General features: G+C 36.5%; 19 protein-coding genes and 1 tRNA gene. 12 read left to right on the plus strand and 8 right to left on the minus strand.

The features are described from left to right. Positions 1–230: 230 nt before the first annotated feature. Positions 231–3350, plus strand: coding sequence for a serine hydrolase domain-containing protein (locus AC07N0_RS04725; RefSeq protein ID WP_494588292.1), 3120 nt, complete (start codon positions 231–233; stop codon positions 3348–3350). A gap of 187 nt (positions 3351–3537) precedes the next feature. Here the strand turns inward: AC07N0_RS04725 and AC07N0_RS04730 are convergent, their stop codons facing one another. After that, positions 3538–4113: a peroxiredoxin-like family protein gene (locus tag AC07N0_RS04730; protein WP_494588293.1), complete on the minus strand. Its 576-nt coding sequence runs from the start codon at positions 4111–4113 to the stop codon at positions 3538–3540. Positions 4114–4337: 224 nt separating this feature from the next. Between AC07N0_RS04730 and glyA the strand changes: the two genes are divergently transcribed. Both glyA and AC07N0_RS04740 read left to right on the plus strand, forming a co-directional pair. After that, the gene (gene glyA / locus AC07N0_RS04735) at positions 4338–5630 is read left to right on the plus strand and encodes a serine hydroxymethyltransferase (protein WP_184131041.1); all 1293 of its coding nucleotides are present in this window, start codon (positions 4338–4340) and stop codon (positions 5628–5630) included. 172 nt (positions 5631–5802) lie between these two features. Further along, positions 5803–7230 (plus strand): sulfatase family protein, encoded by a 1428-nt coding sequence (locus tag AC07N0_RS04740; protein WP_494588294.1) that lies wholly within the window; start codon positions 5803–5805, stop codon positions 7228–7230. A gap of 111 nt (positions 7231–7341) precedes the next feature. On the opposite strand, the gene AC07N0_RS04745 is transcribed toward AC07N0_RS04740, so the two are convergent. The 3 genes from AC07N0_RS04745 to AC07N0_RS04755 all read right to left on the minus strand — a co-directional run bounded on the left by AC07N0_RS04745 (position 7342) and on the right by AC07N0_RS04755 (position 9443). After that, positions 7342–7415 (minus strand) — tRNA-Asn (locus AC07N0_RS04745). 161 nt (positions 7416–7576) lie between these two features. Beyond that, positions 7577–8212 (minus strand): 16S rRNA (guanine(527)-N(7))-methyltransferase RsmG, encoded by a 636-nt coding sequence (gene rsmG / locus AC07N0_RS04750; RefSeq protein ID WP_492801065.1) that lies wholly within the window; start codon positions 8210–8212, stop codon positions 7577–7579. Positions 8213–8381: 169 nt separating this feature from the next. Then, the gene (locus AC07N0_RS04755; protein ID WP_494588295.1) at positions 8382–9443 is read right to left on the minus strand and encodes a glycosyltransferase; all 1062 of its coding nucleotides are present in this window, start codon (positions 9441–9443) and stop codon (positions 8382–8384) included. Positions 9444–9700: 257 nt separating this feature from the next. On the opposite strand from AC07N0_RS04755, the gene tgt reads away from it, so the two are divergent. From tgt to AC07N0_RS04785, 6 genes are all read left to right on the plus strand, one after another. Beyond that, the gene (gene tgt, locus AC07N0_RS04760) at positions 9701–10834 is read left to right on the plus strand and encodes a tRNA guanosine(34) transglycosylase Tgt (protein WP_494588296.1); all 1134 of its coding nucleotides are present in this window, start codon (positions 9701–9703) and stop codon (positions 10832–10834) included. A gap of 7 nt (positions 10835–10841) precedes the next feature. Further along, positions 10842–11942 (plus strand): non-hydrolyzing UDP-N-acetylglucosamine 2-epimerase, encoded by a 1101-nt coding sequence (gene wecB, locus AC07N0_RS04765; protein ID WP_494588297.1) that lies wholly within the window; start codon positions 10842–10844, stop codon positions 11940–11942. Between the two features lie 269 nt (positions 11943–12211). Continuing rightward, on the plus strand, positions 12212–12916 hold the full coding sequence (locus AC07N0_RS04770) for a hypothetical protein (RefSeq protein WP_494588298.1): 705 nt from the start codon (positions 12212–12214) through the stop codon (positions 12914–12916). A gap of 33 nt (positions 12917–12949) precedes the next feature. Continuing rightward, positions 12950–14680: a hypothetical protein gene (locus AC07N0_RS04775; RefSeq protein WP_494588299.1), complete on the plus strand. Its 1731-nt coding sequence runs from the start codon at positions 12950–12952 to the stop codon at positions 14678–14680. A 254-nt stretch (positions 14681–14934) separates the two neighbouring features. Further along, positions 14935–15636 carry a hypothetical protein gene (locus AC07N0_RS04780; protein ID WP_492801071.1) on the plus strand — a complete coding sequence of 234 codons (702 nt, stop codon included), beginning with the start codon at positions 14935–14937 and terminating at the stop codon, positions 15634–15636. A 31-nt stretch (positions 15637–15667) separates the two neighbouring features. Continuing rightward, complete coding sequence (locus AC07N0_RS04785; RefSeq protein WP_494588300.1) at positions 15668–17368, plus strand: hypothetical protein; 1701 nt, start codon at positions 15668–15670, stop codon at positions 17366–17368. Between the two features lie 87 nt (positions 17369–17455). Here AC07N0_RS04785 and AC07N0_RS04790 read toward each other — a convergent pair whose 3' ends face one another. After that, positions 17456–18181 carry a pyridoxine 5'-phosphate synthase gene (locus AC07N0_RS04790; RefSeq protein WP_494588301.1) on the minus strand — a complete coding sequence of 242 codons (726 nt, stop codon included), beginning with the start codon at positions 18179–18181 and terminating at the stop codon, positions 17456–17458. Between the two features lie 213 nt (positions 18182–18394). On the opposite strand from AC07N0_RS04790, the gene AC07N0_RS04795 reads away from it, so the two are divergent. The 3 genes from AC07N0_RS04795 (at position 18395) to AC07N0_RS04805 (ending at position 20827) form a co-directional block, all read left to right on the plus strand. After that, positions 18395–18847: a GatB/YqeY domain-containing protein gene (locus AC07N0_RS04795; RefSeq protein WP_494588302.1), complete on the plus strand. Its 453-nt coding sequence runs from the start codon at positions 18395–18397 to the stop codon at positions 18845–18847. A 113-nt stretch (positions 18848–18960) separates the two neighbouring features. Beyond that, entirely contained in the window at positions 18961–19470 is a 510-nt protein-coding gene (locus AC07N0_RS04800; RefSeq protein WP_494588303.1) for a CvpA family protein, read from the plus strand. Between the two features lie 19 nt (positions 19471–19489). Continuing rightward, positions 19490–20827, plus strand: coding sequence for a dihydroorotase (locus AC07N0_RS04805; RefSeq protein WP_494588304.1), 1338 nt, complete (start codon positions 19490–19492; stop codon positions 20825–20827). Between the two features lie 125 nt (positions 20828–20952). On the opposite strand, the gene AC07N0_RS04810 is transcribed toward AC07N0_RS04805, so the two are convergent. The 3 genes from AC07N0_RS04810 to trpD all read right to left on the minus strand — a co-directional run bounded on the left by AC07N0_RS04810 (position 20953) and on the right by trpD (position 23869). After that, on the minus strand, positions 20953–21630 hold the full coding sequence (locus tag AC07N0_RS04810; RefSeq protein WP_492801077.1) for a hypothetical protein: 678 nt from the start codon (positions 21628–21630) through the stop codon (positions 20953–20955). Positions 21631–22072: 442 nt separating this feature from the next. Then, positions 22073–22867 (minus strand): indole-3-glycerol phosphate synthase TrpC, encoded by a 795-nt coding sequence (gene trpC / locus AC07N0_RS04815; protein ID WP_494588305.1) that lies wholly within the window; start codon positions 22865–22867, stop codon positions 22073–22075. Between the two features lie 15 nt (positions 22868–22882). Beyond that, positions 22883–23869: an anthranilate phosphoribosyltransferase gene (gene trpD, locus AC07N0_RS04820; RefSeq protein ID WP_494588306.1), complete on the minus strand. Its 987-nt coding sequence runs from the start codon at positions 23867–23869 to the stop codon at positions 22883–22885. Positions 23870–23873 lie beyond the last annotated feature (4 nt).

Consider the following 23873-nt stretch of genomic DNA (forward strand, 5'->3'; position numbering starts at 1 on the left):
AATATATACAAAATATATGCATTGTTTTCTGATTTTTAGCAAAATTTTATTCTTTTTCTCAAAATCATGCTATCTACCCTAAGCTAGTATTTCTTAAATATTGTTAAAAAATCTTGCCAGATACTATTCATCAAAACACAAAGAAATCAATCTCTTTCAGAAATAGGCTGTCCTGAACTATCCCTATTTTTTTTTGTGTAAATTGCATAATCAACTAATCAGCATTTTGTATGAAAAAATTCAGCTTCATCACTTTTATACTTTGTACTTTCCTTACTCTCCACACTAAAGCCCAAGATCTTTTCCCAAATGCTAATAAGCGTTGGGTCGATTCTGTTTTCAATACCCTTTCTGTAGATGAAAAAATAGGACAACTTATGATGCCTCGGGGCAATTATAGTTATGATTATGATACTGTACGTTTATATAAAATAGTAAGAGATTATCATGTAGGAGGTTTCGTTTTCTTTAGAAATCGCCCAACAGCACAAGCGTTGATGGTAAACAAGCTACAGGCTATGTCTAAAGTACCTATGTTAATAGGCATGGATTTGGAATGGGGACTTGAAATGCGTTTAGATAGCACAGTGCGTTTTCCTTACCAAATGACCTTGGGAGCTATGCAAGGTAACGAGCAATTATTAGAAGAAATGGGCGTGCAGATTGCCCAACAATGTAAGCGAATGGGCGTGCATATTAATTATGCTCCCGTGGTAGATGTCAACAATAACCCTAATAACCCCGTTATCAACTTCCGTTCTTTTGGCGAAAACCGCGAGAAAGTTACCTCAAAAGCATTGGCTTATATGCGTGGTTTACAAAAAGGGGGTATTATTACTTCTGCAAAGCACTTCCCAGGGCATGGTGATACTGGGGTAGATTCTCACACAGACTTACCCGTAATTCCCCATAACAGAGGCCGACTAGATTCTTTAGAACTTTTCCCGTACCGAGCATTAATCGAAAATGGCTTACAAGGTGTGATGGTAGCACATTTAAGCATTCCATCATTGGATACTACCAAAAACTTAGCCTCTACTTTATCGAAAAACATTGTTACAGATTTATTAAGAAAAGATTTAGGCTTTAAAGGATTAGTTTTTACGGATGCGATGGATATGCAAGGAGCCGTAAAATTCTTTCCTGAGGGTACTGCCAATGTAAAAGCTATTTTGGCAGGTAATGATGTGTTAGAAACTTTTATTGATGTTCCTGCAGCTTTCAATGCCATTAAAAAAGCATTAGTAAAAGGTGAGATTTCGCAAGCGGATATTGATTTAAGGGTAAAAAGAATTTTGACGGCCAAAGCTTGGGCTGGTTTAGATAAATATCAACCTATTGAGCTTAAAAACTTGGTTGCTGATTTAAACCCTAAAAAATCAGAAGTATTAAATCGTCAATTTGCAGAGGAAACAATTACGTTGTTGAAAAATGACGAGAATATTATTCCGCTCAAAAATTTAGATACGTTAAAAATTGCCTCTCTGAATATTGGCAATCCTACTTTCGGGAGTAAAAAACCAACTGATTTTCAAAAAATGCTTTCTAACTATACAGATGTTCAGCATTTTAATTTAGACGAAAACTCAAGCAATGAAGTCATTCAAGCGGTGAGAGATTCTTTGAAAAATTATAATTTGGTATTGATGGCTGTCAATGGACAATCGGTTCGTCCTGCTAAAAACTACAGTATTCATCCTAAAATACAGGAATTGGTAAAGGAGTTTGCCAATTCGCCTAAAACCATTGTTTCGCTTTTCTCCAATGCTTATACATTATCTAAGTTTGAAAATCTTGATAAAGCCAAAGCTTTGATGATTACGTATCAAGAAAGTCCACAGATGCACGAATCTGTAGCAATCGCTGAATTGATTTTCGGAGCTATTGGTGCAAAAGGTAAATTACCAGTAGGTGTAAGCATGGCTTTCAGATACAACGATGGTATTAAAACAGAAGCACTCAAGCGTTTTCAATATGCTGTACCAGAAGCAGTGGGGATTGATACGAAATTCTTAACAAGTAAGGTAGATTCAATTATTAATGAAGCTATCAGACAAAAAGCTACTCCGGGGGCAGTAGTATTGGTGGCAAAAAATGGGAAGGTAATTTTGCATAAAGCCTACGGAAACCAAACCTATGAAGGCACAGCAGTAAGCACTAATGATTTATACGATTTAGCTTCTATTACCAAAATCAGTACTTCAGTACCCTCGATGATGAAAATGGAAGACGAAGGGAAATTTACGTTGAATACAACCATGGGAGAATTGATTCCAGAATGGGCGAGTTCAAACAAAGCACCTTTGGTTTATAAAGATGTATTTACACATCAATCACGCTTAAAAGCTTGGATTCCGTTTTGGATGGATTGTCTGGATTCTACCAAAATGGTATTGGCCAGTAAGGTTTATAAAGAAAAATATGCGGATAAATATGCTATTTCTTTCTGGGATAAATTGTTCCATCGTAAAAAAGCTATGGCTAAAATGGCACAAATTATTCAAACAGATAAAGCTATTTGGAAAGATTGTATCAATCTGGTAAAAGACCCAACCATCTGGAAACCAAAGACTTTTTCATATACTCAATCTGATGATTATTCGATACAAGTAGCCGATACGTTATGGTTGCATAAAGATTATCCTAAAACTGTTTACAAAGCCATTGAGGACTCGCCGCTGAGAGAGAAGAAAGAATACATTTATTCAGATTTATCTTATTATATGTATCCCAAAATCATTCCTCGATTGACAGGAAAAGATTTTGAATCATTCTTGAAAGATACTTTCTATAAACCTTTGGGGGCTACTACGCTGACTTATAATGCGCGTGAGCATTTTCCATTGTCGAGAATTGTTCCTTCTGAGTATGATTCTTTATATCGTAAAACGCTTATTCATGGTCGAGTACACGACGAAGGCGCTTCTATGTTAAATGGTATTTCTGGTCACGCAGGACTTTTTGGTACTGCACAAGATTTGGCTAAATTGATGCAGATGTATCTTCAAAATGGATATTATGGGGGTAAACAATTTATCAAAGAATCTACGATGAAAGAATGGACGGCTTATCCTTTTTCAATAGAAGAAAATAGTAGGAGAGGGGTAGGTTTTGATAAACCAGACCGTAAGCGTGCTGGTATCAGTGCAGCCGCAAGTGCTAGTCCCGCAAGTTTTGGGCATTCTGGTTTTACAGGAACTTATACTTGGGTCGACCCTGAACATCAATTGGTATATGTTTTCCTTTGTAATAGGGTATACCCAACCAGAAACAATTCAAAATTGTCTGACTTGAACGTACGCACAAATATCAACGAAGTAATTTATCAGGCTATTAAGAGAGGGATATAGGGGATTTGAAAATTTGAAGATGTGTCAATTTGAAGATTAATATTTTAAATTGACACATCTTTTCAAAATCTGAAAATGCTTCAATTTGATAATTGATATTTTCAAATCACCTCATTTTTAAATGTCTTGAGATGCTTCAATTTAATAATTAACATTTTCAAATCACCAAATCTTCAAATTCAATCCCTTACAGCTTCATCAAAATATCTTTAATCTCTGCTCTTTTCTGATAGTTTTCGTCAAAGTGAACGAATTCTATTTTACCATTCTTGCCAATTACATAAGTGGCAGGTACGGGCAACATCCAATCTCCTTGTTGTTTTTGCAAATCTAAACCATAGCCTTTGTACTTGGTTTGTAACTCGGGCGACATCTCATACGCTACCTTCCATTGTTTCATGATAGCCCTTTCTTTATCATAAATAATAGAAAACGTAGCCTTAGTTTTTTCAACGGCTTTGCTGATAGATTCTTCTGGTTCGGGTGTTATGGCCACTACCGTGGCATTTTTCGCCGAGAAATTGGGTAAAGCTTCTTCAATCTGACTCATGTATTTATTACAATACGGACACCACGCTCCGCGATAGAACATCACGACTACCTTTCCTTTTTTAGTTATTTCTTTTAAACTAACGATATTTCCTGCATGATCTTTCGCTGTAAAATCGGGTGCTTTATCACCAATTTTTAATGCTGTTGGGCCATCTTGGGCAAAAACTGATAATACACTGATTGTTAGCAGAATTGTTAATAACTTTTTCATTTATTCTGTTGATTTTAGTTAAATTTTAGTCACAAATTTCAAAGATTTTACTTTCTTGGAAGGTAAGCATGCCGACATTTGCAAAAATGTTTTTACAATCCATTTTTAAGCAGTATTTTTACCAATAAATTATCACACTGTTGATAAATTTATAACAATTTGTTGATTTTCTTTAACAGAACCAACCATGTACGGCACTTAAACCCGTGCAATCTTCTAATAAAATGGCAACAGCAACTTTCACGCTCGAAAGAGATACCGAAATTTTCAACTTGATTAATCAAGAAGCTCACCGTCAGGAGTACGGTATCGAATTGATTGCTTCAGAAAACTTTACTTCAAAGCAAGTAATGGAAGCTCAAGGCTCAGTTTTGACAAACAAGTATGCAGAAGGACTACCGGGGAAACGCTACTATGGCGGTTGCGAGGTAGTTGATCAAGTAGAAACAATTGCAATCGAGCGTGCTAAAGCATTGTTCGGTGCCACTTGGGCAAACGTTCAACCACACTCTGGTGCACAAGCAAACGCTGCGGTTTTCTTATCTTTCTTGAATCCAGGGGATAAAATTTTAGGTTTCAACCTTTCACATGGTGGTCACCTTTCACATGGTTCTCCAGTAAACTTTTCTGGAAAATATTTTCAAGCATTTTTCTACGGTGTAGAACAAGAAACAGGTTTGATTGATTGGGATAAAGTAGAAGCTACTGCTTTGAAAGAACAACCAAAATTGATTATCTGTGGTGCTTCGGCTTACTCTCGTGACTGGGATTATGTACGTTTACGTGCTATCGCTGACCAAGTAGGCGCTATTTTATTAGCAGATATTTCACACCCATCGGCTTTGATTGCTAAAGGTTTATTAAATAACCCAATGCAACACTGCCATATCGTAACAACAACTACACACAAGACGTTAAGAGGTCCTCGTGGTGGTTTAATTATGATGGGTCAAGATTTTGAAAACCCATTCGGTTTAAAAACCTTGAAAGGCGAATTGAAAACAATGTCAGCTTTGTTAGATGGCGGAGTTTTCCCTGGTACACAAGGTGGTCCATTAGAACACGTAATTGCTGCTAAAGCAATTGCTTTTGGAGAAGCCCTTACAGACGATTTCCAAATTTATGCTGAACAATTGCAGAAAAATGCCAAAGTAATGGCACAAGCATTTGTTGACAAAGGATATAAAATTATTTCTGGCGGTACAGATAATCATTTAATGCTTATCGACTTACGTCCAAAAGGATTGACAGGTAAATTGGCTGAAAATACGTTGATTAAAGCCGATATTACTATCAATAAAAACATGGTTCCTTTTGATGACAAATCTCCATTTGTTACATCAGGTATGCGTGTTGGTACTGCTGCGATGACTACTCGCGGTATGAAAGAAGCAGAAATGTTACATATCGTAGAATTAATCGATAGCGTATTGATGAACCACGATAACGATACATATTTAGGCTCAGTGAAAACAGAAGTAAACAAATGGATGGAAGCATTTCCGTTATATGTTTAATCGTTTTTGATTGTTGATCAAAAGCAAAACCCTGATAATACTCGTTATTATCGGGGTTTGTTTTTTGTTTAAGCCTTTATTATCTTATACCTATCCCTTTAAGGAACTACAGGAAAAAATAAAATTTTGTCTATATTTCAACGATTGTTCCTATGACAGTAATTAAACAACGATGAAAAGACAATACAAACCTTTATTAAGCATCCTCCTAAGCCTTTTTTTACTCTTTTCGTTTCAAGGGAGCAAAAACCGAACAACCAGACCCAATATTATTATAGTCTATTTTGATGACATGGGGTATGGCGACCTTGGCAGGACTGGTGCTATAGGCTATGAAACGCCTAATATCGACCAAATGGCTAAAGAAGGGCTATTTTTCTCTCATTTTTATTCTCCTCAAGCAGTATGTACGGCTTCAAGAGCGGGTTTGCTTACGGGATGTTACCCTAACAGAATAGGGTTTAGTGGTGCAATGGACCATACTTCAAAAGTAGGGCTGAATCCTTCGGAAGAAACCATTGCTGAGTTATTGAAAAAGCAAGGTTATTCGACTGCTGCTTATGGGAAATGGCATTTGGGACATCTCCCTGAATTTTTACCTACCAAAAACGGCTTTGATGAATATTTTGGACTTCCCTATTCTAATGATATGTGGCCAAACCATCCTACGGCTAAAAATTATTATCCACCTTTACCGCTCATTGAAAACGACAAGGTAATTGCTACTAATCCAGACCAAAGTCAGTTTACCACGCAGTTTACAGAAAAGACGATTGGTTTTATTCAGAAAAATAAGGATAAGCCTTTCTTTGTGTACTTGGCACATCCAATGCCTCATGTTCCTTTGTTTGTATCGGATAAATTCAAAGGGAAATCTCAACAAGGGCTTTTTGGCGACGTATTGATGGAATTAGATTGGAGCATTGGGCAAATTAGAAAAACATTAGCAGACCTAAAATTAGATGATAATACCATATTGATTGTAACTTCTGACAATGGTCCTTGGTTTAATTATGGGAATCATTCGGGAAGTGCAGGAGGCTTTAGAGAAGGCAAAGGAACAACTTGGGAAGGTGGACAACGTGTACCTTGCTTAATGACATGGAAGGGTGTTATCCCTGAAGGAGTAGTTTGCAACAATATTTCTTCGGGATTGGATATTCTGCCCACAATAGCTGAAGTAACAGGTGCATCATTATCCAATAATAAAATTGATGGCGTTAGTCTTTGGAAATTACTACAAGGAAATTTTAGGGAAAAGCCAAGAGACACTTTCTTATATTATTATCGGGCGAATAACCTTGAAGCTGTTCGTCATGGCAAATGGAAATTAGTATTTCCGCACCCCGGACGCACTTACGAAGGATTTTCTCCCGGCAAAGATGGCTTACCCGGAGCAGTCAATGAAAATTATAATATCACAGGTGGCTTATTTGATTTAAGCAAAGACCCTAGCGAAAGGTATAATGTACAATTTGACTTTCCAGAAGTAACCAAAACGCTGATGGAAATAGCCGACAAAGCTCGCGAAGACTTAGGAGATGACCTACAAGGCAAAGTTGGAAAGAATAGAAGACCAATTGGTAGGAGGGAGAAGTAGGCAGTCTTATCATGTTAGTGCTTCATATGTTTTATCATTTTAAAGTACTAATATTAGGACATATAATTTTAAAACAAAAAAGCCTTAAATCGTATGATTTAAGGCTTTTTGCTCCCTCTCCTGGGCTCGAACCAGGGACCCCATGATTAACAGTCATGTGCTCTAACCGGCTGAGCTAAGAAGGATTGTTGTTAATCGTGATGCAAAAGTAGTCCGTTTTTGAATATCATGCAAGTGTTTTCTATGAAAAAAATAGCAAGATTTTAAATAAAATTGATTATTCCTTGATTTTCAGATTATTACAAAAAACATTTTTTTTCATTTTTATCGATTTAAAAACCACTTTTTACTTCATCGGAACGTGAACTACCATCTTTGTCTCGAAAAATTCTTCTTCAAAATAATCAGACAATTCAAATACTCTCGTCTTTTTTCCTAATTCTTTTAATTCTTCTTTCATATCGCCACCTTTCAAGTAAAGAATGCCGTTATTCAATTTATTATAATTATTGATGTTTATCTTTCCTTTTACCCATCCGTAAAATGGTAGAAGGCGTGTAACGGCACGACTTACAATAAAGTCATATTCGCCATCTATTTCTTCTGCTCTGATTTGTTCTGCACGAACGTTTTCTAACCCTAACGCTTTTGCTACTTCATTGACTACCTTTATCTTCTTGCCAATACTATCTACCAAATGAAATTGGCAATGAGGAAACATTATCGCTAAAGGAATACCTGGGAAACCTCCGCCTGTGCCTACGTCTAGTATTTCACTGAAATCTTTAAAGGTTATTACTTTTGCAATAGCCAAGGAATGTAAGATATGTTTCTCGTAAAGGTTATCCATATCTGTTCTCGAAATCAAATTGATTTGAGCATTCCAATGCGTATATAATTCTCCCAACTGAGCAAACTGTTGTTTTTGCTTTTCTGTAAGCTGTGGAAAATACTTTTCTATTAATGTATGGTTGTTTGTCATATTCATCATTATTGTGTGATTGAGCGAATTGTTTTTTACCCGCTGATTTTCAGAGATTTGTACGCAGATTTTCGCAAACAAACAGTTTCAGCGAAAATCTGCGATATTAATCTGTCAGATCTGCGGGTAAAAAATAATTTAATCAAAAAACTCATCATTCAAAACTCTTTCATTTCCATCTCATTTTTTTCTTTCTAGGAATCAAATTATTGGTTCCCATTATTAAAAAATAGCTGGTAAATATAAAATCCCAAAAGGGTAATGTCGCCGTATTGAGTGTTTTATCTAAACGATTGTTGGCTTTGGCAAATACAATCCACTGTGCTAATAATCTTATGCCAAAAACACCTAATACGCCATATAAAAGCACTGATTGAAATGTAAATGGAATTAATACCGCTAATAAAACCCAAGAAAATATTTGGGTAGAAGCTAAGCTTCCTAACACTAATTTGTTTTCAAAACGATAATATTTACTCACAGATAGATGTCTTGTTTTTTGTCGGTACCATGTTTCCCAAGTTGTTTTGGGTACGGAATACATAAATGTATCAGCGTTCAAACAAATAGCCGTATTTTCAGCAGTAGCTACATCGTTCATAAACAAATCATCATCACCACCTACGATATTAGTATGTTTTGCAAAGCCTTTGTTTTCAAGGAATAATGATTTGCGGTACATCAAATTTCGCCCAACACCCATATAAGGTTGCCCTTTGAGGGCTAATGAAAAGTATTGTACAGCCGTAATAAAGGTCTCGTAACGAATCAGCTTATTCAAGAAAGATTTTTCGGAATAATAAGGTGAAAAACCTAATACAATCTGCTTTTCTGGCAATAAACATTCCGCCATTCCTTTAATCCAATATTCATTCTGTGGTCTGCAATCAGCATCTGTCAGCAACAATACATCATATTTGGCTGATTTGATACCTAATGTCAATGCATACTTTTTGGCTGAAAGGTGGTCGGGTGTTTTTTCTATTTGAATAAACCTTACATGCTGAAATGATTCACATTCGTGCATTAGATATTCGTGTGTTCCATCCCAAGAACGATCATCCATGATGATTACCTCAAAATCAGGATAGGCTTGATTATCCAACAGCGGAATTAACTCTTTTAAATTTTCTAATTCATTCCATGCACAAACAATAACCGATACGCCTTCGAAAGTATTTGCTTCCTGAATTGGTGTTTCGTGCGTATTGACTTTGGCAAAAACGAACAAAATAAAAAATAGTTGAAGGCCAACAGAAAATATGTATATGCTAAATAGAAAGGGTATCAAGGTATTAAATATCAGTTGGTTAATCTTTTGGGAGTGCAAAGATAAGTAAAAGCCTAAAGGCTATGAGTAAAAGAAGAAAGATTTGTTGAGAAAACTCGTAATTTTGTAATCTTTTCGGTAAAATAAATTCAGAAAGGATCATTAAATACATAATCAATCTGTTTTAAGTCTTTTAAAAAATCCTTTTTGTTCAGCAAATGACTTTCGATATACTTAACAATGACCCTAATTCTAAAGCCCGTGCAGGCGTTCTTCAAACTGATCACGGACAAATAGAAACACCTATATTTATGCCTGTGGGTACAGCAGGTTCGGTAAAAGCTGTTCACCAACGTGAACTAAAAGAGGATATCAATGCCAAAATTATTTTGGGTAATACCTATCACCTTTACCTTCGTCCAGGCTTGGATATTATTGAAAAAGCAGGTGGTTTGCATAAATTCAATGGCTGGGACAGACCGATTTTGACCGATTCAGGAGGATATCAGGTATATTCTTTGGCTGATACTGGTCGTAAAATTAAAGAGGAGGGCGTTACCTTCAAATCTCATATTGATGGGTCTAAACACTTTTTTAGTCCAGAAGGGGTGATGGATATTCAAAGAACGATTGGTGCAGACATTATCATGGCTTTTGACGAATGTACGCCGTATCCTTGCGAATATGGTTACGCACGCGAGTCGATGGAAATGACGCACCGCTGGCTAAAACGCTGTTGCGACCATTTCGACAGTACCGAACCTAAATATGGTTATAGCCAAACGCTTTTCCCAATTGTTCAAGGTAGTGTTTACAAAGATTTAAGAGTAAAATCGGCAGAGGTAATCGCTAGTTTCGAACGTGAAGGAAACGCCATTGGCGGGCTTTCGGTAGGTGAACCTGCTGAAATGATGTACGAAATGACGGAATTGGTAACGGATATTTTGCCAAAAGACAAGCCTCGTTATTTGATGGGTGTGGGTACTCCTGCGAATATTTTAGAGAGCATTGCTTTGGGCATAGATATGTTCGACTGTGTAATGCCTACTCGTAATGCCCGCAACGGTATGTTGTTTACTACTGAGGGGACAATCAATATGAAGAATGAGAAATGGAAAGATGATTTCTCGCCTATCGATACGGGGTTAGACTGTTATGCCAGTAATTTTTATACAAAGGCGTATGTTCGCCATTTGTTGAAAGCGGATGAAATGCTAGGAGCGATGATAGCGAGCGTGCATAACTTAAGTTTTTACTTATGGTTGGTAAAACAAGCCAGAGAACACATTATCGCTGGTACTTTCAAGCCTTGGAAAGATACTATGGTCGTGAAATTAATGCAACGCTTATAATAACATTATGATAAAAATATTAAACATCGTCGGTGCAAGGCCGAATTTCATGAAAGTAGCACCTTTGCACCGTGCTTTTGAACAACGCCCAGAGATTGAATCGAAAATTGTTCACACTGGTCAGCATTTTGATGCTAAGATGAGTGATGTTTTCTTCGAGCAGCTGCAAATGCCAAAGCCTCATTATTTTTTGGGCGTTGGTGGTGGTTCGCACACTGAAGTAACAGCCAAAACGATGCTTGAATTTGAGAAGGTTTTATTAGCAGAAAAACCTGATTTAGTATTGGTAGTAGGTGATGTCAACGCAACATTGGCTTGTACGTTAGTGGCTATAAAATCACATATTCCTGTCGCACACGTAGAAGCAGGTTTAAGAAGTGGCGACCGTGCGATGCCTGAGGAACTCAACAGAATCTTAACCGATAGTGTATCAGAATATTTATTTATTACTGAGCAGTCGGGTGTGGATAATTTAAAGCATGAAGGCGTACCCGACGAAAAAGTATTTTTTGTAGGTAACGTGATGATTGATTCGTTGGTACATTATTTAGAAAAAGCGAAACAAACTAGCGTGCTGGATGATTTGAATCTACAAAAAGATAGTTATGCAGTAGTGACCATGCACCGACCTGCGAATGTGGATACACCAGAGGGCTTAGAAGCGATTTTGAATGTTATCGAAGATACTGCTCGTTATAAAAAGGTGGTGTTACCAATTCACCCACGTACGGCTAATAATTTCAAGAAATTCGGTTTGTCTGAAAGACTTGAAACTATCGAAGGCTTAGTTTTAACTGAGCCACAAGGCTACTTAGAGTTTTTGCAGTTGATGCAAAATGCCACCATCATTATTACAGATTCGGGAGGAATTCAAGAAGAAACTACTTTCTTACAAATCCCATGTTTGACTTTTAGGGATTCTACTGAAAGACCTATTACGATTGAAATCGGTACGAACCAACTTTTAGCTGATTTAAATCCTGTAACAGTCCATGAAAAGTTATTAGAAATTTTAGCAGGAAAAACTAAAAAAGGACAAATTCCTCCCCTTTGGGACGGACATACTTCTGAAAGAATTGCCGATATTCTAATACAGAAACTAGGATAAACATAAAGTGCTTTAGTGAATTGGTTGTAACACACCTAATTCACTAAAGCACCATTTATTATCAATCCGTTTTTATTATCAAATCACTTCTCTTCTTCCTATCACTCAACTTAGGAATTATTGTCATCAAATACCTAGCACTAGGTATTTTTTTCCTTAAAGTAAAGCTCTTATCTACCATATAATAAAAAAAATCAGCAACATATTGCCAAAGAATAAAAACGAATTATCTTTATCATTATTCTTAAACTCCATAAAAATTCACTTTAATGAAATCAAAAACTACTGCTAGTTTTTTGCTTTTTTGTTTGTGTTTAATAAGTAGTACTATCTTTAGTCAAGATAATACTTCAATCAATCCTCCCAAAGCAAAAAAAACACTTCACAAACTAGGTCTATCATTAAACCTTGGTACAACACCAGGTATTGATTTAGCCTACGGACTAAGTCCAAAAGTAACTGCCCGACTAGGCTTTGCTTATTTCAAATACAATGTCAATACTACTACTAAAACTTCTGAAGAAGAAGTAAAATTAGGGGGAGATGCAGACCTTGCAATGGCTGGACTATCTTTTGAATACCACCCTTTCAAAAAAAGTAGCTTCAAGCTTTTTGGCGGAGCATCCTATATTGATAAAGGAAAAGTTTCGGTGGTCGTAACGCCAACAGGTACATATACTTTTGGTAGTACAACATTTACTCCTGATGAAATTGGCAACGTTAAATTCTCTGTTGATTATGGAAAAAACATCGCCCCTTTTGCAGGAATTGGTTTTGGACGTACCATCCCAAAAAGTAGAGTAGGCTTCGGATTCGAGTTGGGTACTTATTATACAAAGACTCCTGTGGTAACACTGACAGGTGAAAAAAGATTGAGTAGCATGAGTGAACAACAAGCTAAAGTACAGGAAAACATGAAAGATTGGCATTATTGGCCAGTTATCAATTTAAGATTGGCTGTTAGATTAGACTAATTGAAATCATTTAAACTTTATTATTTTAATAAAATGAAAACAACCTTTACCTTTGTTTTTCGTCCAATATTATATATTTTATTTGGACTTACTATAACTCTTGCTTGCCAAAAAATCAATCCATTAGATGGCGTTGAGTTGACAGTGAATGAAGAAATCGCAGTTTCTCCTATTCTAGTGCAATTTGCCAATGCCAATAGTAGTGGTACACAATTACCTGATTTTAATGTAACTATAAGTGGAGCAAATGCCAACTTAGTTCGTATGGACGGAGGAGCGACATCATTTCGTTCTCAAGGAGGTTTTTTACCATTATATCTTACATCAGATGCACACCCTTCTGCTTCAAACCCATTGAAGTTCAATATCTATGCAGAAATCCCTGGTTTTTCCCCTATTTCTCAGTTAGTAACAATCACTTCTGATTCTGTAAAAACTGTTGATATAACAGCTATTGAGATGTCAAAACCTGCTGATGGTACTTCTGTTTCAACAGCAACTATTGCTGTAACAGGTGGAACTGTAACTACTCCGCAGACAATAAAAACTGCAAGTACTGCTACTATGGCAGAAACAACTACTATCACCTTGCCAGCTGGTACACAAATTCAGGATGCTAATGGCACCCCTATTAATGCAAATCAGGTTTCAACTGCCGTAGTTTATTACGACCCTAGCTCGCCTACCTCTTATAGTGCTTTCCCAGGTGGGTACAGCCCGACCAATGTAGTAGATGCAAACGGGCAACAAATTAATAATGGTCAGGGCGTACAGTTTATGTCTGCTGGTTTAGTTTCAATTAATATGAATGCAGGAAATACGGCTGTAAAAAAATTCTCTCAGCCAATCACTGTATCAATGGAACTTGACCCAAATACTACTAATGCTGTAACTGGCGATAATATAAAAGCAGGAGACATAATACCCTTATGGAGCTTAAATGAACAAACAGGGCAATGGAAAAGTGAAGGAAATGTTACTGTAAAAAGTGTAAATGGAAAACTAATTACCGATTTCCAAACTACACACTTGTCTTGTTTTAACTTAGACTGGGATATATTCTATGGTATACCAAGTTGTAATAACTCATTAAAAGTTACTCTTAATATTGGTGCTGGGAAATCTGGTGTCTATGATGTTGCTTTAGTAACCCCTAACAATCAATATTTAGCGGCAGCCCACTATGTAAACATTAATCAGGAAAAAGTGATAACTTTTCCTAGAGTTCCTAATATCAAACAAGCGAAAGTTGTCATTTCAGCATTTAACCTTTACTTATATCCTAAACTTCCTATATTAGCAGAAACACCATTGTTTGCTCCATGCTCACAAGGCGCTATAACACTAAACTATGGTGCACCAGCTCCTCCTACGTATATTAACCTAAATGTTAGTATAAAAGGAAGTTGTTCTAATAAAAATGTAACCGTTTTACCAACAGGTTGGTACAATATTATTGACAAAACCAATAAGGATGCTGGTTTACCAAGCACCATTAACGTTTACATAGCAAATGGTCAAGTTACTCAAATCATAGGTGGTACATTCACTAAAACGGGTTCTGTATATAGTACTAAACTTGTTAGTGGTCATACTTATTATATTCAAAATAATTATAATAACAAACTTTATACCTCGCCAACATTTGTTATCTCTAATGCCAATATTACATTAACAGGTAGTGATGCTTCTGGTAAGGGTGTTTATAATTCTCAAACAAATACAATAGATCTTGCTGTATCACTCAATATAAATTGTAATTAATTCAGGTTTTCGGATTATCTTATTTACATACATAAAAAAACCACTCAAAATATGAGTGGTTTTTTTATGTATGTAAATAAGTATAGCTATCCGTATTTTATCTAAAAAACAACACATATTTATGCACGTACCTCAAATATAAATCTCTTTAAATCAATCAGATAACAAATAATAAAATATACGAAAAGTTTTATGCTTATAAAAATAAAAGTACCTTTACTATTATTATCTCTCCTTAACAAATAATACCTATCATGCAAACAAAAACTACCGCTAGTTTTTTGCTTCTTTTGTTGTGTTTAATCAGTAATGTTGTCTTTAGTCAAGATGCCACCACTAACCCTCCCAAAGAAAAAAAGACTCTTCACAAGCTAGGGCTATCATTAAACCTTGGTACAACACCAGGTATTGATTTAGCCTACGGACTAAGTCCAAAAGTAACTGCTCGACTAGGCTTTGCTTATTTCAAATACAATGTCAATACTACTACTAATGCTTCTGATGAAGAAGTGAAATTAGGTGGTGATGCAGACATCGCAATGGCGGGACTGTCTTTTGAATACTTCCCCTTCAAAAAAAGTAGTTTTAAACTGTTTGGTGGGGCATCGTATATCGACAAAGGGAAAGTTTCTGTAGTTGTAACACCTACTGGGACTTACACCTTTGGTAGTACAACCTTTACTCCTGATGAAATTGGCAATGTTAAATTCTCTGTTGATTATGGAAAAAACATCGCCCCTTTTGCAGGAATAGGCTTTGGACGTACTATTCCAAAAAGTAGAGTAGGCTTCGGCTTTGAGCTAGGCACTTATTACACAAAGGCTCCTGTGGTAACCTTAACAGGTGAGAAAAGACTCAGTAGTATGAGTGAACAACAAGCCAAAGTACAAGAAAACATGAAAGATTGGCATTATTGGCCAGTTATCAATTTGAGACTAGCCATTAGACTCGACTAATCGAACATTATTAAACCTTATTCTTAAAGAAATGAAAACACTACTTACCTCTTTATTTCGTCCAATAATATATATATCACTTGGACTTACACTCGTATTTGCTTGTAAGCAAATCAACCCATTTGAAGGCGTAGATTTAACAGTAAATAGCAATATCTATAAAGCTCCTATCTTGATTGAGTTTGTTGATGCCAACAGCAATAGTACAACTTTGCCAAAGGATTTAACAGTGACTATTTTAGGCCCCAACAAAGACCTTGTTTTGACCGACCAAGGAGGAAAGGATTTCAAGGTTGCAGGAAATTTACTTTCTTTGGTTTTAGCTAAAAATGCAAATCCTACAGAAAATGCTCCTGTTGAATTTACGGTGTCGGTAAAAGGTACGAATTATGCCCCGACTAATTACACGATTACTATTATAGATTTTTCAAGTTCTACCTATACTGTGCCACTTACCAACCTTTCAGCACTACCTGATGGTGTAAAATCTGTTGCCAAAACAACATCATTGGCTACAGGTGAAACGATTGTGATTCCTGCAAGTATCGATAAACCTGAAGTTGCCAAAATTACCATTGCTCCGGGCACACAAGTACTAGATGAAAATGGAGCGGTAATCAATGCAACAAGTGTAAACAGTAATATCATTCAGTACGGAACTGGTACGGAAGACGCTTTTAATGGTTTTCCTAATGAAGGCGAAGCAAATACCGTTAAATTTAAAGATGGCACTACAGACCAAGCTTCATTTATCACAGCTGGTTTTGTTGATATCGAAATGACAGCAGGCGGGAAAAGTGTAAAAAGCTTTTCAAAACCTTTAGATATGTCACTTTCTATACATCCTGATTTGATAAATCCAGATACCGATGAACTTGTAAAAGTAGGAGACCAAATTCCAGTATTTAGCTATAATAGAGACAAAGACGAATGGACAGAAGAAGGTGATGCAACTATTACTAAAGATGCGAGTGGAAATTTAATTGCAAATTTTAAAGTATCTCACTTATCTAGTTGGACCATCTCTTGGAGGTTCAAAGGTAAGAGTTGCGGAAGTAAAACTTATACTGTAGCCTTTAAATCTAATGTCAGATATCTGTCATCAACGTATTATATTAGGGTATCTATTACGAAAGCAGGCAAAACTGTCTATACCAAGAAGTATTCTCAGTTTCCAATACGTTATGATACACAACTAAAGTTTAAAGCCAAAAATGTAGCAAAAGGGTATAAAACAATTATGCGTTTATACAGCAGGTCAGGTAGTTTAATTTATACCAGTAGTTTTGATGCTTGTACTGAGAAAAAAGTTACGATGGTTATAGTTATAAAGGTTCCTAATATAGTAATACCTCCAAATCAACCGAATCCTGATGATTATGTTGCTACAACTGAATCAGATGCTATTAAAGTTAATCTAGATTTTACAGCCGCTTGTACTGACAAAAGTGTAAATATAAAACCAACGGTCTGGGTGAAGTTTGTTGATGCGGCAGGAGGAGAACAGTTAGTGAATGTAGTAGAAGGTAAGGCCACACTTGGTATGAAAAAAAATGAGAAATACCAGATAACGGCAACTTACGATGGAACTAACTATTCTGGTGAAATTACCCTTAATAATGGTACGGCAACTATAGTATCGCAGGCTGGCTTAACAGGTTCTTTCCCAGTTAACCCAACTACAGGAGAAATAGATGCTACGCTTGTTTATCCTTTAAATAGTTGCAAATAGCCAATAGATTTTAATAAGTTTATTCATACAAAAAGCGTTTCGGAATTTTAGTTCTGAAACGCTTTTTTGATTTTAAAAAACAAATCCTTAATCTATTGCCTTCGTCTCTCTCAAATACAACTGCACAGTATTCTCTAAACCCAAGTAAAGGGCATCGCAAACTAGTGCGTGACCGATGGATACTTCTAAAAGATTTGGAATGTTTTGTTGAAAGTATCGTAAATTATCTAAACTCAAATCATGCCCTGCATTTAGTCCTAAGCCCAATTCGTTAGCTCTGACGGCAGCAGTAACAAAATCACGGATAGCCGATTTTCTGTTGTTGAAATAATGTTCTGCATAAGGTTCAGTATAAAGTTCGATTCGGTCTGTACCTGTTTCTTTTGCCCCTTCTACCATCCTGACATCAGCATCTACAAAGATGGAAGTTCTGATACCTGCTTCTTTGAATTGAGCAACTAAATCAATCAACTGACTTTTGTATTTTACAGTATCCCAACCTGCATTAGACGTAACTGCCCCTAAAGCATCAGGTACTAAAGTTACTTGAGTTGGTTTATTGGCTAACACCAATTCTACAAACTTTTTCTCTGACGGATTTCCTTCAATATTAAATTCCGTCGTTACCACTTCCTTTAAATCGAATACATCACGATAACGGATATGGCGTTCGTCTGGACGTGGGTGTACTGTAATACCTTCTGCACCGAAACGTTCGCAATCTAAGGCTACTTTTACTACATTTGGATTATCGCCTCCTCTTGAATTTCTTAAAGTAGCAATCTTATTGATATTAACACTTAATTTAGTCATACTGAAAAATGATAAAAGCTCCGTATTTGTTTATTTTACCAATGTAATAGATAAAATACTGATACACGAAGCCAAATAACTGATAACTGTTTTAGTACCTTTGTAAAAAGAACATTTATCCAAATAATAATGTTCTGTGAATGGGCCAAAGATACGTATTTTGAAAAAGAAACATTTTCAAAATTACATATTTTCAAAATCTCAAATAAAATCATGTCATTAAAAACCAATATTGAAAGCGGCATTAAAGATGCCATGCGTGCAAAAGACCAAGACCGTCTTCGCACTTTACGTGCTTTAAAAGCATTAATTCTGTTAGAAGAAACTTCTGGAAACAATGCCAGTGGAGACTTATCAGCAGATGTTGAATTAAAATTATTGACAAAAGCTGCTAAACAAAGAAGAGATTCTTTAGATATATTTACAACACAAGGACGTGCGGATTTGGCTGAAAAGGAACAAATCGAGCTTACAATTATCGAGGAGTTCTTACCAAAACAATTAACAGAAGACGAACTACGTGCTAAATTAGAGGAAATCAAAGTACGTGTTGGTGCTTCTGCTCCGTCTGATATGGGTAAAATCATGGGCGTAGCTACGAAAGAATTAGCAGGTTTAGCTGACGGTAAAGTAATTTCTGCGATGGTGAAAGCCATTTTGAGTTAGTTTTTGCATAACCTCATCCCCCAACCCCTTCTCCTTCAGAGAAGGGGAGCAGACTTTAAGCTCCCCTCTCTGAAGGAGAGGGGGTTGGGGGTGAGGTAACATATCTCGTATCTATGCAACCAATCGATATTTTCATACTTCTTCCAACCCTCTGGGGAGCTTACATTGGTTATCAACGAGGCATTATCATTGAAATCATTTCTATTATCGCTTTCGTAATTTCTGTCATTATTGGTTTTCGTACATTAGGGTTTGCTAGCGACCTTGCTTCGCCTTATATGAGCAATAGCGTAACTAACAAAATCATGCCTTATATTGGTTTTGGGGCAGTTTTCTTTCCTATTGTTTATCTCATTAATAAGCTAGGCTGGACCTTACGAAAATCTATCCGTTATACCGTTTTAGGAAACTTTGATTCTTTTGCTGGTGCTGTTGTCGGAGCCTTCACATGGGCTTTTGGTATCAGTATCTTCATCTGGTTAATTACAGCCATTGGCATTAAAATTCCCGCAAGTGATGCTGAAAAAGTTTATCTTTACCCACTGGTACAGCCACTCGCTCCGAAAGTAGTGGAAAAAGCCATCGATATAGTACCCAAACAAATTGATAAATTAAGCAAGTAAATTTGAGCCTGATTTAAGGATGAACACAATACTTATTTTGAATGCCCAAGTAGTTAACGAAGGCAAAATTCAATCGGCAGACGTTTTTGTAAAAGACGGATTCATTGAAAAAATTGATAAAAATCTATCTGGTTTAACTGCCGATACTGTCATTGATGCTAAAGGCAAATATCTTTTCCCAGGCGTAATTGATGACCAAGTACATTTTCGTGAACCAGGACTTACCCACAAAGCCTGTATTCATTCAGAAGCTCGTGCTGGTGTGGCAGGCGGTGTTACGTCCTTTATGGAAATGCCTAATACTGTTCCCAATGCTTTGAACCAAGATTTATTGGCTGATAAATACGATATTGCTGCTCGTACGTCTTTAGCGAATTACTCATTTTACATGGGGGCATCTAATGATAATATTGAAGAAGTACTGAAAACCAATATCCAGAATGTTTGTGGGGTTAAGGTATTCATGGGTTCTTCAACAGGCAATATGTTAGTAGATAATGAGAAAACACTGGAAAACATTTTCTCTAAAAGTCCAATGTTGATTGCGACACACTGCGAAGACGAAGCAACGGTTCGCGCCAATACGGAGATTTATAAACAACGCTTTGGCGATAATCCACATCCGAGAGTACACCCTGAAATCAGGAATGTGGAGGCTTGTTATAAATCATCATCAATGGCGGTTGAATTAGCCAAACGTCATAATGCTCGCTTGCATATTTTACACATTACTACTGGTGAGGAAACAGCATTATTTACGAATGATATTCCTTTAAAAGAGAAAAAAATTACAGCGGAGGTTTGTGTGCATCACCTTTGGTTTGATGCCCGCGACTATGAAACCTTGGGTAATCAGATAAAATGTAATCCTGCCGTAAAAGCCGACGGACATAAGCAACAATTGTTAAAAGCGTTGCTAGACGATAGAATAGACGTAATTGCTACCGACCATGCACCGCATACGTGGGCAGAAAAACAAAATCCTTATTGGTCATCGCCATCGGGTTTACCTTTGGTACAACATCCTTTAAATTTGATGTTGGAGTTTTATAAAGAAGGTAAAATTTCGTTAGAGAAAATCGCAGAAAAGATGTCGCACGCTGTGGCAGATTGTTTTCAGATTGCTAAAAGAGGCTATATTCGCGAAGGCTATTGGGCTGATTTAGTGTTGGTAGATTTGAATGAAAGTACTACAGTTACCAAAGAAAATGTTTACTACCAATGTGGATGGTCTCCATTAGAAGGACAGACTTTACATTCAAAAATTACGCATACAATCGTTTCAGGACATTTAGCTTTCCAAGACGGTACATTTGATGAAAGTGTTACTGGAAAAAGAATGTTGTTTGAAAGGTAATATTTGCTTTAGTGCAATAGGCAGTAAGCTTTAGGCATTTTGCTTGGGGCTTACTGCCAAGATTACATTATTTAAGAGTATTCCCAAATGTCGTTATCATGGCTATAATGCTTATAGCCTATTGCCTAAAGCTTCTTATTAGCCTTCTCCATATAATATCTGCGAGTTCTTCCGATAATTATTCCACCTATTACACCTGGGGCAATCCAAACGACTAAACTTGGAATGTAGGGAGGATTGTTTACTACTAAAAATGCCGTTACGGTAGCAATATAAGCACCACCCATTCTGGAAATATGGTTTTGAAACCAATATCTTGCTTGTACAGCTCCCGTATTATTTACGATTTTCTTACCTGAGAATACCCTTAAATCTTCCGTTGCCATCAATAAAGAAAATACACCGAAAAGATTAAATAAAATGGCATAGAAAGTAATTCCTTTTTGATAAGCCATTATGCCAAAAGCCATCATTCCGAAAGCACTGATAACGGTTAAGATAGCACCAAACCAATCAACAAATTCAGGTTGTAAGTTTTTCTTCATACGTATTAGTCTCGCTCCCGTGAAAGTATTATAAAAACTAAAAACGGCAATGCCCGTCAAGAAAATCAGGCGAAATTCCATTTTAAAGCGCATCAAAGCAGTTAACGCTACCAAGAACATCGCCCAGTAAAATACATTGCCCCAAAACACGTGTGCTTTTCCTCCTTTTTTGGCAAACATAGGTACTAAACCAGTAGTCAATGCCGTAAACCCCGCAACAATATGAACGTACAATGCCATTTTTAAAACTATTTCCATTTTAGTATTCGGTTTGTGTTAAATGCTTGTTTTTTGATTGAGTCAAAATTAGCACTTACATAAAAGCCTGTAAAATTCTTGGGAAAACGAACAAGATAATGGGATATTTGGCAAGAATAGGGAAGTTTTAAGCCTGTTTGGGACATTTGACAAAGCTTTTCTTTCAGAAAGGAGACTATTTCCTATTAGCTGGTGACTTAAGTGCTACTGATTACCCACATCTTTTAAAAAGTTGAAATGGAAATGTTATTATTGATTAAATTAGCTTAAATGTACATAAATAGTCTTTAAAACCAAGCGTTAAAGCCCTCATCTCTAGCGAGGGACTTAAGTCCCTCGCTAGAGATGAGAGTCTTGATTATCAGCTATTTATATACTTCTGGGTAATCGATAGCACTTAAGTCACCAGCTAATAGGAAAGGTTTTGAAGGAGTAGTAAGTTTTAAGCATTAACTTCATCAATCAATGTTTTCAAAGCCTCTGCAGGATTATTGGTTTTCATAAAGGTTTCGCCAATTAAAAATCCTTTGTAGCCTACTGTCTTTAATAATTTAATCGTTTCTGCTTGTGAAATACAGCTTTCTGAAATCTTGATACATTCAGCAGGAATTTTCTCGGCTAATTCCAATGATGCATTAACATTTTGTTCTGCAAAATTTTTCAGGTTACGGTTATTGACACCAACTACATCAATATACTGATTCAAACTACGATTCAGTTCTTCTTCGTCATGGATTTCTAATAATGTTTCCATGCCTAATTCTTTCGTCAGTTTTCCTAAGTCTTGTATACGTTGGGGTGTCAAATTTGCAGCAATCAACAAAATTACGTCTGCCCCTAACGATTTTGCTTCGATGATTTGGTATTCATCTATCATAAAATCTTTACGAATCATCGGAATCGTCGGATTAGTACGACGCGCTTTGAGAAAATCTTCGCTAGTACCTCCAAAAAACTCATAGTCTGTCAATACCGATAAGCAAGCCGCACCCGCTTTTACATAGCCAGCCGTTACTTCCTCTACCGTTACATTCCCATTAATGATACCTTTTGAAGGAGATTTTCTTTTAAATTCAGCAATGATTCCTGAAGATGCAGGATTAAGCAAACTTGTTTTTAAGGAATTATTCGTTTTGGCAAAAAAGCCACTTTTTTCTAATTCTTGAATAGAAACTTGTCCTTTGCGTTGGGCTACTTCCTGTGCTTTATGGGCGATAATTTTATCTAAAATAGTCATTTGTATCTAAATATTTTACTGAATAAATTGCTTGAAACCCGCCAAGGCTTTACCACTTTCTAATGATTCTTTGGCCTTCAAAATAGCATCTGGTAAGCTCAAAGTATTATCGGCACAATATAATGCCGTAGCTGCGTTGGCAATTACAGCTTCTGTTTGAGCTTTAGTGCCTTTGTTTTCAAGAATATTGATTAATATTTTTGCCGACTCTTCTACCGTACTTCCTCCATGTAAATCTTCTTGCTTACATCTTGTAAAGCCCAACTGCTCGGGTGAAAAAGTTTCTTCTCCTTTTACAGTAATCAATTTAAAATCTGATGTCAACGACACTTCATCGTAGCCATCTAAGGCATAAATTACCCCATAATTTTTATAAGATTTTTGAAGTAATTCCCCATACAATTTCAATACATCTAAATTATAAACGCCTGTGATTTGCTTTTGCACTAAAGCAGGATTCAAGATTGGTCCAAGCATATTAAAGAACGTTTTCATGCCTAACTCTTTGCGAATAGGACCAACAAAACGCATCGCTGGATGAAACAATGGCGCATGTAAAAAGCAAATCCCTGTAGTTTCTATTTTCTGACGAAGATAATCGATGTCATTACTGAATTTTACCCCGAGGTATTCTAATACAGTTGAGGAACCCACAGACGACGACACACCATGATTACCATGTTTTGCCACACACTGACCAGCCCCTGCTACTACAAAAGATGCTGTAGTAGAGATATTAAACGTGTCTTTTCCATCACCCCCTGTTCCGCAAACATCCATAGGGTCATAAGCAGAAAGATCTATTGTGAGGGCTAATTCCAACATCGCATCACGAAAACCCGCTAATTCTGCTGAAGTAATGGGTTTCATCATGTAGGTAGTCAGAAAAGCGGCAATATGGCTATTATTGGCTTCACCTCTGGCTATGATTCCCAAAGCCGTTTGGGCTTCTTCTTGGGTTAGAGCGTTACCTTCTGTTCTTTTTTGTAAGTAAATTTTCATACTA

The sequence above is a fragment of the Arcicella sp. GW821-FHT09D11 genome (assembly GCF_059416265.1).